The sequence below is a fragment of the Streptomyces sp. NPDC101393 genome (genome assembly GCF_044767385.1).
Taxonomy (GTDB): Bacteria; Actinomycetota; Actinomycetes; order Streptomycetales; family Streptomycetaceae; genus Streptomyces.
The window spans coordinates 341,389-353,381 of the sequence record NZ_JBIWNU010000001.1; the positions used below are offsets into that span (position 1 = coordinate 341,389).

Here is an 11,993-nt window from a genome sequence, read left to right on the forward strand (position 1 = left end):
ACCTATAAACCCCCCCCGCCCCGCACAGGGGGGGTTCGTCAGCGCCTACCGGGCGCGCGCCCGGGCCTCTGCGCGGCCCGGGGGGGGGGGGGGCGGCCCCCCCCCGCGGCCCCCCCCCCCGCTGCCGTCGTCCGCCCGGCGGGATCACATCTTGGCGGGCGTCTTCTCCTCGCCGCCGCGCTGCCCGACGACCTCGGTCCCGGGCCCGGCGGGCCGCTGCGCGCCGTCCCCGTCCGCGTCGTCCCCGTCCCCGCCGTGCGGGTCCACCACCAGCGACTGCTCGTCGAACGGCGCCCGGCCGGCCAGCACCTCGGCCACCCGGCCCTTGTCGATCTCCTTGGTCCAGGTGCCGACCAGGACCGTGGCGACCGCGTTGCCGGCGAAGTTGGTCATCGCGCGCGCCTCGCTCATGAAGCGGTCGATGCCGACGATCAGGCCGACCCCGTCCACCAGCTCGGGCCGGTGCGACTGCAGGCCGCCGGCCAGCGTCGCCAGGCCCGCGCCGGTGACGCCCGCCGCGCCCTTCGAGGCAATGATCATGAAGACGAGGAGGGAGATCTGCTGCCCGAGCGCGAGCGGCTTGCCCATCGCCTCGGCCACGAACAGCGAGGACATCGTCAGGTAGATGGCGGTGCCGTCGAGGTTGAAGCTGTAGCCGGTCGGGACGGTGATGCCGACGACCGGCTTGCTGACGCCCAGGTGCTCCATCTTCGCGATCAGCCTGGGGAGCGCCGACTCCGAGGAGGAGGTGGACAGGATCAGCAGGAACTCACGGGCCAGGTACTTCAGCAGCAGGAAGATGTTCACGCCCGCCACAAGCCGCAGCAGGGCGCCGAGCACGACCAGCACGAACAGCAGACAGGTGACGTAGAAGCCGACCATGATGATGGCCAGCGACTTCAGCGCGTCCAGGCCGGTCTCGCCGACCACCGCCGCGATGGCGCCGAAGGCACCGACCGGCGCCACCCACATGATCATGGAGAGCACCCGGAAGACCAGCTTCTGGAGGTGCCCGACACCGCGCAGCACCGGCTCACCGGCCTTGCCCAGGGCCTGCAGCCCGAAGCCGACCAGCAGCGCCACCAGCAGGGTCTGCAGCACCTCGCCCTTGGTGAAGGCCGAGACCATGGTGGTCGGGATCATGCCGAGCAGGAATTCCGCGGTGGTCTCGCCGCCGCCCTCGGTCTGGGCCTGGCCCGCGTGCCGGACGGTCTCGGTCAGATCGAGACCGGCGCCGGGCTGCAGGATGTTGCCGACGACCAGGCCGATGGCCAGCGCGACGGTGGACATCACCATGAAGTAGCCGAGGGCGAGGCCGCCCACCGCGCCCACCTTGGCCGCCTTACGTACCGAGCCGACGCCCAGCACGATGGTGCAGAAGATGACCGGCGAAATCATCATCTTGATGAGGTTCACGAACCCGGTGCCCAGCGGCTTCAGCTCCACCGCCACACCGGGGGCGACAAAGCCCACGATGATGCCGAGCAGCACCGCGGCGATCACGGCGATATAGAGAAAATGGGTCCGGTCCCGCTTCTTCGGCGCGGTCACCTCGGTCGTCCCCCGGAACGGCGGGGTCTGTGCAGCCACGGCTGCCTCCTCGGTCTACGGCTGTGCGCTGATCTGCGGCTTCACCACAAATGCGGCTCTGGCACAACGGGTTCCGGTGACTATGCACGCCGGGTGTGGCGCCCGTCACCCTTGCGTACATTTCGTTCACGTAAAAGTGACCGTGCAGACTGTTACGTATGCGCATCCCCCGCGTCCCCCGCCCCCGGCGGCCCCGCCGGCTGCGTCATCCGCGCAGCCTGGCCGGGCAGCTCTTCGCGATGCAGGTGGTGCTGGTGGCGGCCGTGGTGGCGGGCTGCGCCCTCTTCGCCTACGTCAGCGCGGGCCGGCAGGAGGAGGAGACCGCGCGGCGCCAGGCGACCGCCGTGGCCACCTCCGTCGCCGACTCCCCGGCCGTCGTGGCCGCGGCCCGCTCGAAGGATCCGACGGCCGCGCTGCAGGCGTACAGCGAGCGGTTGCGCAAGGACGCCGGAGTGGACTTCGTGGTGGTGATGGCCCCGGACGGGACGCGCTGGACGCACCCCGAGCCGTCCGCGATCGGCCACAAGTACCTCGGGCACACCGGGCCCGCGCTGCGCGGCGAGATCTTCCCCGAGACGCATCTGGGGGTGCTCGGCCCGTCCGTGCGGGTCGTCGCGCCGGTCCGCGACCCCGGGCACGGCGGCCGGATCACGGCTCTGGTCAGCTCCGGGATCACCGTCCAGACCATCAGCGAGCAGCTGCGCGACCAGGTGCTCGCGGTGGTCGGGGTCGCCGCGGCGGCGCTGGCCCTGGGCGGGCTGGGGACGTACGTGATCAACGCCAGGCTGCGGCGGCACACCCACGGGATGAACGCCGACGAGCTGAGCCGGATGCACGACTACCACCAGGCGGCCCTGCACGCGGTGCGCGAAGGCCTGCTGATGCTGGACGGGCGGCGCAGGGTCGCCCTGATCAACGACGGCGGCCGGGAACTGCTGGGGCTCTCCGACGACGCGGTGGGCCGTGCCGTGCCCGAGCTGGGGCTGCCCGCCCCGCTGACCGACGCGCTGCTGGCATCCGGGCCGCGCGTCGACGAGCTGCACCTCACCGCCGAACGCGTGCTGGTCGTCAACTCCTCCCCGGTCTCCGGCGGCGAGCAGCGCGGCAGCGTCGTCACCCTCCGCGACCACACCGAACTCCAGTCGCTGTCCGGTGAGTTGGACTCCGTACGCGGCTTCGCCGAGGCGCTGCGCTCGCAGGCCCACGAGGCCGCCAACCGCCTGCACACCGTGGTGTCGCTGATCGAACTGGGCCGGGCCGAGGAAGCCGTGGAGTTCGCGACCGCCGAGCTCGAACTGGCCCAGGCGCTCACCGACCGGGTCGTCGGCGCGGTCGGCGAGCCGGTGCTCGCCGCGCTGTTGCTGGGCAAGGCCGCGCAGGCCAATGAGCACGGCGTCGAGCTGACCCTCAGCGCCGACAGCCTGATCGACGACGGGCTGCTGCCGCCGCGGCTGCCGGCCCGCGACCTGGTGACGGTGCTCGGCAACCTCATCGACAACGCCATCGACGCCGCGGCCCCGCCCCGCCGGCCGGGCGACGGCGGCCCGCCCCTGGTACGCGTCACCGCCCGCGCGAGCGACGGCGAGCTCCTGCTGCGCGTCGCCGACAACGGGCCGGGCGTCGCCGACGACGACGCCGAGGAGGTCTTCCGGCGCGGCTGGAGCACCAAACCGAGCGCGTCCGGCCGCGGCCTCGGCCTGGCCCTCGTCCAGCAGGCCGTACGGCGCAACGACGGCACCATCACCCTCGACCGGGCGCCGGAGGGCGGCGCCCGGTTCACCGTGCGGCTGCCGCTGCGCACGGGCGTGACAGCATGACGCGCGCCGCGGACCACGCGGCCCGCAGCCCGGCCGCTGCGACGACAGGCCCTGGAGGAGGTGCCCGGTGAAAGCGCCCGACATCCGGGTCCTCGTCGTCGAGGACGATCCGGTCGCCGCCGACGCGCACGCCCTGTACGTCGGGCGGGTGCCCGGCTTCACCGTCTCCGGCACCGTGCACACCGGCGGCGACGCCCGCCGCCACCTCGACCAGCACCCCGTCGACCTGCTGCTGCTCGATCTCTACCTGCCCGACGGCCACGGACTCCAGCTCGTCCGCACGCTGCGCGCGGCCGGCCACACCGCCGACATCATCGCCGTGACCTCCGCGCGCGACCTGACGATGGTGCGCGAAGGCGTCTCGCTGGGCGTCGTGCAATACGTACTGAAGCCGTTCACCTTCGCCACCCTCCGCGACCGGCTCAGCCGCTACGCCGATTTCCGGGCGACCGCGGGCGAGGCCAGCGGGCAGGACGAGGTGGACCGGGCGATCGCCGCGCTGCGCTCACCGCGCCCGGCCGAGCTGCCCAAGGGGCTGACATCGGCCACGCTGCGGGCGGTGACGGATGTGCTGCGGGCCGCCGGCGACGGGCTGACGGCCGCCGAGGCCGCCGCCGATGTGGGGATCTCGCGGATCACCGCGCGCCGCTATCTGGAACACCTCGTCGAGAGCGGCCGGGCCGCCCGCGCACCGCAGTACGGCCAGGTCGGGCGCCCGGAGTTGCGCTACCGCTGGTCGGGCCATTGACCCGCCTGGAGCCGTGACTTACCTTCACCGGGCAGCCCACAGTGGTCAGTTGGCCCCGGCCGGCGACCGTGGTTAGTTGGAGGTCGTGCCGTGCGCTCCACCACCCCGCTGGTTCTCCTCACCGCCGCCGTCCTGGCCGCCGGCACGCTCACCGCCTGCGGCAGCGGGTCCGGGAGCGACCGGAACACCGTCAAGGTCGCCTTCATCAAGGACACCAACAGCAAGGTCACGGTCCGGGACGACTATGTCGGCATCGTGGCGAAGCAGTTCGAGAAGGCCAACCCGGGCAAGAAGGTCAAACTCATCCCGATCCAGGCGTCGGAGAACGACTACTACGCCAAGATCCAGCAGATGATGCGCTCCCCGAAGACCGCCCCCGACGTGGTCTACGAGGACACCTTCCTGATCAACTCCGATATCGAGGCGGGGCTGCTGCGCCCGCTGGACGGCTACATCGGGAAATGGGACGACTGGCTGCAGTTCGAGCCGACCGCGAAGCGTGCGGCCAAGGCGGCGGACGGCAAGACCTACGGCGTGCCGGACGGCACGGACACCCGCGGCCTGTGGTTCAACAAGAAGATCTTCAAGAAGGCGGGGCTGCCCGCGAGTTGGCAGCCCCGCACCTGGGACGAAGTGCTGGACACCGCCCGGAAGATCAAGAAGAAGGTCCCCGGCGTCATCCCGCTGAACGTCTTCACCGGCAAGGGCGCCGGCGAGGCCGCCGTGATGCAGGGCTTCGAAATGCTGCTCTACGGCACCGGCAAGGACCAGCTCTACGACCCCGGATCGAAGAAGTGGGTCATCGGCAGCAAGGGCTTCCGGGACAGCCTGGAATTCCTCGACACGGTCTACAAGGAGAAGCTCGGCCCGGACGTCTCCGACGCCCTCAGCCCCAACATCCAGACCAACGTCGCCGCCGAACTGCTGCCCGAGGGGAAGCTCGCCATCGACCTCGACGGTTCGTGGCTGGGCCAGCAGTGGCAGAAGACCGGCGGCGGCAACCCCTGGCCCGCCTGGTCGACGACGCTCGGCCAGGCACCGTTCCCGACCCGGGACGGCGCCGCACCCGGCAAGGTCAGCCTGGCCGGCGGCTGGACCTGGTCCGTGCCGCAGCGCGCCCAACAACCCGACCTGGCATGGAAGTTGATCGAAACCTTCCAGTCGAAGCAGAACGCCCTCAACTGGTGTGTGCGCGGCGCGCAGATCGCCGTGCGCAAGGACGTCGCCGCCGACCCGCGCTATCGGGAATCGGTGCCGGGCATCGGGTTCTTCACCGGCCTGGTCAAGATCAGCCAGTACCGTCCGGCGCTGCCCGCCTACCCCAAGGTCGCCTCCGCGATCGGCGAGGCGATGGAGGCGGTCACCGCCGGCGACGCCCCGCCGGACAAGGCGGCCAAGGACTACGACGAGCAACTGCGGTCCATCGTCGACGGCCGGGTCGTCCGCAAGCCATGAGCGGCGCCGGCGCCGCCCGCACCACCAGGCCCCGCAACGGGCTCCAGCACCTGCTGCGCTGGTCACCGCTGGCCCCGGCCACCGTCATCCTGCTGCTCTTCCTCGCCGGCCCGATCGGCTACTGCGTCTACATCGCCTTCACCGACACCCAGTTGACCGGCCAGGAATCCGCGTCGTTCGTGGGCCTGGCCAACTTCCGGCACGCCTTCGCCGACGACCGTTTCCGCAACGCGGTCGTGCTGACCCTGGTGTTCACCGTCCTGTCCTCGATCCTCGGCCAGAACACCCTGGGCCTGGCGCTGGCCGGCCTCATGCAGCGCGCCTCACGTCCCGTACGGGCGCTGACCGGCGCCGTGGTCATCACCGCCTGGGTGATCCCGGAGATCGTCGCGGGCTTCCTGCTCTACACCTTCTTCGAGCGCCGCGGCACCCTCAACGCCCTCCTGGAATGGCTCCATCTGCCCACCCAGAACTGGCTGTTCACGCTGCCCATCCTCGCCGTGTCGTTCGCCAACGTGTGGCGCGGCACCGCCTTCTCGATGCTGATCTACTCCGCGGCGCTCGCGGAGATCCCCCAGGAGGTCACCGAATCCGCCCAGATGGACGGGGCCGGCGGCCTGAAGCGGCTGTGGCACATCACCCTGCCGATGATCCGCCGCTCCATCGGCACCAATCTGATGCTCAACACCCTCCAGACGCTCTCCGTCTTCGGGCTGATCTGGGCGATGACCCGCGGCGGCCCCGGCAATCGCAGCCAGACGCTGCCGGTCTTCATGTACGACCAGGCCTTCATGAAGTCGCTCATCGGCTACGGCACGGCGGTGGCGCTGCTGCTGCTCGTCGTGGGCGCGCTGTTCTCGGCGGTCTATCTGCGCCTGATGCGCGAGGAGGTCTGATGTCGCGCCTGGCCACGCCCCCGGTGCGGACCACCGCCGGGAAGCCGGCCGCCGGCCCGCGGCCGCGGCCCCGCCGTCCGCTTGCCCGGTCCACCCGGCACCGGCTGGCCGCGGACGCCGGTCTGCTGGTCGCGGCGGCGGCGTTCGCGGTCCCGCTGGTCTGGCTGGTGCTGTCGTCGCTGAACACCGAGGCGACGCTGCGGGTGCGGCTGCCGCGCTCCCCCACCCTGGACAACTTCTCGGCGGTACTGACCGACGAGATCACCTTCACCCCGATGCTCAACAGCCTGCTGATCTGCGGTGGCGCGACCCTGATCACGGTCTGCTGCGCCGCGCTGGCCGCCTATCCGCTGTCCCGGTTCCGCGCCCGCTTCAGCCGCCCGTACCTGCTGACGATCCTCTTCTCGACCTGTCTGCCGATCACCGCGATCATGGTCCCGGTCTACGGGCTGTTCGTGCAGGTCGATCTGATCGACACGAGGTACGGCACCGCGCTCTTCCTGGCCGCCGCCCAACTCCCGTTCGCCATCTGGCTGATGAAGAACTTCATGGACGGGGTGCCGAGGGTGCTGGAGGAGGCGGCGTGGACGGACGGCGCGTCCTGGTTCCAGACGCTGCTGCGGGTCATCCTGCCGCTCATGGGGCCTGGTTTCACCGTCGTCACGATCTACACGTTCATCATGATGTGGGGCAATTTCTTCGTGCCCTTCATGCTGCTGCTCTCCCCCGAGCAGCTGCCCGCCTCGGTGAGCATTTTCAATTTCTTCGGCAATTACGGTGCCATCGCCTTCGGCGAACTCGCCGCGTTCTCCATTCTTTACTCGACACCGGTGATCCTCTTGTACATCCTGATCTCCAGGCGCCTGGGCGGTGGCTTCGCACTCGGCGGCGCGGTGAAGGGATAACGGTGCGCAATGCCGTCAAATCCACCCCGTACGTAGCTTCCTACGACTTTCAGGCTTGGATATACGCACGATAGGTTCTCGGCCAATTCGTCACTTACCGTGTGCCGGTGAACACGCAAGCCGGGGAGCCGCGCAGGCCCCCTTTCAATGCCGAAGCCGCCCGCCGGCTCCGCGAGGCCCTCGGCATGACCCCCGCCCATGTCGCCTACGGCATCTGGGCCGCCCACGGACTGCAGATCGCGCCCTCGGCAGTGGCGTCCTGGGAGCTGGGCGAGGCCGCTCCCACCGAAGCCGAGCTGACCGCGCTGGCGGGCGCCCTGTGGTGCGCGCCCAGCGAACTCCTCGGCACCCCCGGCACCCTGCGCGAACACCGCCTCGCGCTCGGCCTGGCCCCGGCCGACGTGGCGCTGCGCATCGGCATGGACCAGCGGGCGTACGGCCGGCTGGAGGCCGGCGAGAGGTGGAGCGGCAACGACCGGCAGGCCGCGGCGCTCGCCCAGACGCTGGATCTGCCGCTGCCCGCACTGATCCGCTTCACCGGGCAGGAGGCGAAACTCATCGAGATGCTGCACAGCGCGGCCACCGTCCGCTGGCAAGGCTATGTACGGCCGGTCGGCAAGCTCGTACCGCTGCCGAAAACGCGCATCGAGGGCGTACTCGAGGGGCTGCACGACGAATACCACTCGACCATGACCGCTACGCTGAATTGGGGCGGCGGCGGCAGCGCCGACCAGTCGGGCAAGGCGGGACGCGCCTTCCTGGAGCGGATTCTCGACGAGTTCTGGGCGCGGGCCGGGGAACGGCCCGCCTGAGCGAGCGGCAATACGGGCACCGCCGGTCACCGACCACCCGTCAGCCAAAGGTCTGACGCGGGTCCCCCCAGGGAATGACGGCGGACGTCCTGATGAGACTTCCGGGCGGTCCCGCTTTCGAGCCCTGCGGGTGAGGATCCCGGCGATCCGCGCAAGAAGGATGGGGACATCGCCTTTTCCCGTCCCTTTCAGGAGTCCCCGTGTCCCACGCGGCAGCTTTTCCGGGTTTCCCCGGTTCCCCGGCCCCCACTCGCGCCACCGCGGCCGTCGCCGCCCGCGCGACGGATCTGAGCAAGGTCTACGGCCAGGACGAGACCCGGGTGGTCGCGCTGGACTCCGTCTCCGTCGAGTTCGGCAAGGGCCGCTTCACGGCCATCATGGGCCCGTCGGGCTCCGGCAAGTCCACGCTGATGCACTGCATGGCGGGCCTGGACTCGATCTCCGGCGGCTCCGCCCGGATCGGTGACGTGGAGCTGGCGTCGCTGAACGACAAGCAGCTGACGCGGCTGCGCCGGGACAAGATCGGCTTCATCTTCCAGGCGTTCAACCTGCTGCCGACGCTGACGGCGCTGGAGAACATCACGCTGCCGATGGACATCGCGGGCCGCCGGCCCGACCGGGAGTGGCTGGACCGGGTGATCGCCGCCGTCGGCCTGTCCGGGCGGCTCTCCCACCGGCCCGCCCAGCTCTCCGGCGGGCAGCAGCAACGCGTCGCGGTCGCACGGGCGTTGGCCGCCCAGCCGGAGATCATCTTCGCGGACGAGCCGACCGGCAACCTCGACTCCCGCTCGGGCGCCGAGGTGCTGGGCTTCCTGCGCGAGTCGGTGCGGGCGATGCACCAGACGGTGGTGATGGTCACCCACGACCCGGTCGCCGCCGGCTACGCGGACCGGGTCGTCTTCCTCGCGGACGGCCGGATCGTCGAGGAGCTGCACGAGCCGACGGCCGACGCCGTCCTGGACCGCATGCGGCTCTTCGACTCCAAGGGCCGTACGAGCTGACCCGGCGCCCCGCGCCGCCCTCCGCATCCCGAGCACCGGACCCCAGGACAGACCACCCATGCTGCGTACCGCATTGCGCAACGTCCTTGCGCACAAAGCCCGTTTGATGATGACCGCGCTCGCCGTCCTGCTCGGCGTCGCCTTCGTCTCCGGCACCCTCATCTTCAGCGACACCGTCGGCGAGGCCGTCAAGAACGCCTCCGCCAAGGACCTCAAGGGCGTCGCCGTCTCCGTGCAGGCCACGTCGGATCCCGACGAGCCGCTCACCGGCGACGACGGCAAGCGGACCACCGCCCTGAACGCCAAGCTGGCGGACAAGATCCGCGCGCTGCCCGGCGTCGCCTCCGTACGGCCCGACATCTCCGGCGAGGCGGTGCTCGCCGCCAAGGACGGCCCGCCGCTCGGCGACAACCGCATCAACCGCGCGGTCAACTACCAGCCGGGCCAGGACGGCAAGGACAGCCGCTACCCGCTGACGAAGGGCCGCGGCCCGGCGAACGGGAGCGAGGCCGCGCTGGCCGCGAAGACCGCCGAGGCCGCCGGCTACTCCCTCGGCGACACCGTGCGCTTCGCGACCGACGGCCCGGTGCTGGAGAAGAAGCTCGTGGGGCTCGTCGGCACCGAAAACCCGCAGGTCACCGCGGGCGGCAGCCTGGTCCTGCTGGACTCCGCGACCGCGCAGAAGCTGTTCCTGCACCCCGGCCAGTACGACGAGCTGGTGGTCTTCGCCAAGCCCGGCACCGACGAGCGGGCGCTGACCACGAAGGTCCGCGACCTGTTGCCCGCCAAGCGCGCGGAGGCGGTCAGCGGCAGCCAGCTCAACGCCGACCAGGCGAAGATGATCGCCGGCCAGAACGAGGCGCTGAGCAAGACGCTGCTTGTCTTCGCCGGTATCGCGCTGTTCATCGGCGTCTTCATCATCGCCAACACCTTCACCATGCTGATCTCCCAGCGCAGCCGGGAGATCGCGCTGCTGCGCGCGGTCGGCGCCTCCCGCCGGCAGGTCGTCCGCTCGGTGCTGGCCGAGGCAGGCCTGCTGGGCCTTCTCTCATCCGTCGTGGGCCTCGCGCTGGGCACCGGGATCGCGGTGGCGCTGCGCGCCGTGCTCGACGCCAACGGCGCGGGCTTCCCGGACGGCCCAGTCATCATCCGGCCGGCCTCGGTGCTGACCGCACTGGGTGTGGGCGTCGTGGTGACCGTGCTCTCCGCCTGGCTGCCGTCCCGCAAGGCGGCGAAGATCGCGCCGGTGGAGGCGCTCAGCACCGTCGAGGCACCGCCCGCTCCGCGCAGCCTGGTCCTGCGCAACTCGCTGGGCGGCGTCATCACCGCCCTGGGCGCCGCGGTGCTGCTCTATGTCTCCACCCTGGATTCGGCCGACGACCTGCCGCTCGCCATGCTGGGCGGGATGCTGACGATGACCGGCGTGATCATCCTGGCCCCGCTGCTGTCCCGGCCGCTGGTCTCACTGGCCGGTCTCGTCACCGTCCGCCTCTTCGGTATCGGCGGGAAGCTGGCGAAGCAGAACGCGCTGCGCAATCCGCGCCGTACGGCGGCGACCGCGTCGGCGCTGATGATCGGGCTGGTGGCCATCACCGCGATGACGGTGGTGGGCAACTCCGCGCAGCAGGCGATGGACAAGATGGCGGCCAACGGCATGACCGCCGACTTCAAGGTCAAGACCTCGACCTACACCGGCCTGGACGCCGGACAGTCCCGGAAGGTGGCCGAGCTGCCGGACGTCGCGGCGATGGCCCCGCTCCGCGGCACCGGGCTGTCGGCCGACGGCGAGTACGCGAACGTCAACGGCACCGACCTCTCCTCGATCGCCCAGGTCACCCGGCTGGACTTCGACAGCGGCTCGCTGCCGGCGGTCGGGACCGGCGGCCTCGCGATCTCACGGACCGCGTCCAAGGAGCACGGCTGGCACACCGGCGACACGATCAACGCCGAATTCGGCTTCCGCGAGACCCTCGAAAAGAAGCGGCTGAAGATCTCCGGTGTCTACGCCGACAACCCCGTCCTCGGCGAGTCCCTCGCGGCAACCTCCCTGGTGGACCCCTACCTCCCCAAGAAGACGAACGACGAACTGCTGGTCAAGGCCGAGGACGGCCGCGCCGACGGCCTGGAGGCGCAGATCCGCCACGCGCTCGGTGACAGCCCGCTGGTGAAGGTCCAGGACCACGACGCGCTGCGCAAGGAGACCGCGGGCGAAATCGACACCGTGCTCAACCTGGTCTACGGCCTGCTGGGGATGGCCGTCGTCATCGCGGTCGTCGGTGTCGTGAACACCCTGGCGATGTCGGTCTTCGAGCGGACCCGGGAGATCGGGATGCTGCGGGCGATCGGGCTGGCCCGCAGCGGCATCAAGCAGATGGTGCGGCTGGAGTCGGTGGTCATCGCGGTGTTCGGCGCACTGCTGGGGATCGGCGTCGGCGTCTTCATGTCCTGGTCGGTCGGCGGCCTGGTCTCCCAGGGGCTGCCCGGCTACGAACTGCTGCTGCCCTGGGGGCGGCTGGGCCTGTTCGTGCTGATCGCGATCGTCGTCGGCGTGCTGGCCGCGCTGTGGCCGGCCCGCCGGGCGGCCCGGCTGAACATGCTGCAGGCCATCGGCGCGGAGTGAGCACTCCGCACGGACGACGACGGCGGGGGGGGCCCCCCCCCCCCCCCCGGGGGGGGGCCCCCCCCGGGGCCCCCCCCGGGGGGGGGCCCCCCCGCGGCCCCCCCCCCCCCCGCCCCACCCCCCCCGGGGGGGGGCACCCAAGTGGGTGT

The 11,993-nt window shown here is 71.1% G+C and carries 9 protein-coding genes; 8 read left to right on the top strand and 1 reads right to left on the bottom strand.

Going from position 1 to position 11,993, the window contains the following annotated elements; translation table 11 throughout:
* Nucleotides 1–144: 144 nt before the first annotated feature.
* Nucleotides 145–1,590, bottom strand: a complete 1,446-nt coding sequence (locus tag ACIRQ7_RS01415) for a cation:dicarboxylate symporter family transporter (RefSeq protein WP_404259040.1) — start codon at nt 1,588–1,590, stop codon at nt 145–147.
* Nucleotides 1,591–1,748: 158 nt separating this feature from the next.
* On the opposite strand from ACIRQ7_RS01415, the gene ACIRQ7_RS01420 reads away from it, so the two are divergent.
* The 8 genes from ACIRQ7_RS01420 to ACIRQ7_RS01455 all read left to right on the top strand — a co-directional run bounded on the left by ACIRQ7_RS01420 (nt 1,749) and on the right by ACIRQ7_RS01455 (nt 11,844).
* The gene (locus tag ACIRQ7_RS01420; RefSeq protein WP_404259042.1) at nt 1,749–3,407 is read left to right on the top strand and encodes an ATP-binding protein; all 1,659 of its coding nucleotides are present in this window, start codon (nt 1,749–1,751) and stop codon (nt 3,405–3,407) included.
* 67 nt (nt 3,408–3,474) lie between these two features.
* The gene (locus ACIRQ7_RS01425) at nt 3,475–4,155 is read left to right on the top strand and encodes a response regulator (RefSeq protein WP_404259043.1); all 681 of its coding nucleotides are present in this window, start codon (nt 3,475–3,477) and stop codon (nt 4,153–4,155) included.
* 90 nt (nt 4,156–4,245) lie between these two features.
* Nucleotides 4,246–5,610, top strand: coding sequence for an ABC transporter substrate-binding protein (locus ACIRQ7_RS01430; protein WP_404259045.1), 1,365 nt, complete (start codon nt 4,246–4,248; stop codon nt 5,608–5,610).
* Complete coding sequence (locus tag ACIRQ7_RS01435; protein ID WP_404259046.1) at nt 5,607–6,506, top strand: carbohydrate ABC transporter permease; 900 nt, start codon at nt 5,607–5,609, stop codon at nt 6,504–6,506. Before ACIRQ7_RS01430 ends, ACIRQ7_RS01435 begins: the two co-directional genes overlap by 4 nt.
* Nucleotides 6,506–7,411 carry a carbohydrate ABC transporter permease gene (locus tag ACIRQ7_RS01440; protein ID WP_404259048.1) on the top strand — a complete coding sequence of 302 codons (906 nt, stop codon included), beginning with the start codon at nt 6,506–6,508 and terminating at the stop codon, nt 7,409–7,411. Before ACIRQ7_RS01435 ends, ACIRQ7_RS01440 begins: the two co-directional genes overlap by 1 nt.
* Before the next feature lie 101 nt (nt 7,412–7,512).
* Nucleotides 7,513–8,223, top strand: coding sequence for a helix-turn-helix domain-containing protein (locus tag ACIRQ7_RS01445; RefSeq protein ID WP_404259050.1), 711 nt, complete (start codon nt 7,513–7,515; stop codon nt 8,221–8,223).
* Nucleotides 8,224–8,423: 200 nt separating this feature from the next.
* A complete protein-coding gene (locus tag ACIRQ7_RS01450) occupies nt 8,424–9,224 on the top strand; it encodes an ABC transporter ATP-binding protein (protein ID WP_401463158.1) in 801 nt (266 codons plus the stop codon).
* 58 nt (nt 9,225–9,282) lie between these two features.
* The gene (locus ACIRQ7_RS01455) at nt 9,283–11,844 is read left to right on the top strand and encodes an ABC transporter permease (protein ID WP_404259051.1); all 2,562 of its coding nucleotides are present in this window, start codon (nt 9,283–9,285) and stop codon (nt 11,842–11,844) included.
* Nucleotides 11,845–11,993: the final 149 nt, after the last annotated feature.

Excerpts from the sequence above, each read along its gene's own strand:
- ACIRQ7_RS01420 (WP_404259042.1), top strand. The coding sequence starts at position 1,749 with ATGCGCATCCCCCGCGTCCCCCGCCCCCGGCGGCCCCGCCGGCTGCGT.
- ACIRQ7_RS01435 (WP_404259046.1), top strand. The coding sequence starts at position 5,607 with ATGAGCGGCGCCGGCGCCGCCCGCACCACCAGGCCCCGCAACGGGCTC.
- ACIRQ7_RS01440 (WP_404259048.1), top strand. The coding sequence starts at position 6,506 with ATGTCGCGCCTGGCCACGCCCCCGGTGCGGACCACCGCCGGGAAGCCG.
- ACIRQ7_RS01455 (WP_404259051.1), top strand. The coding sequence starts at position 9,283 with ATGCTGCGTACCGCATTGCGCAACGTCCTTGCGCACAAAGCCCGTTTG.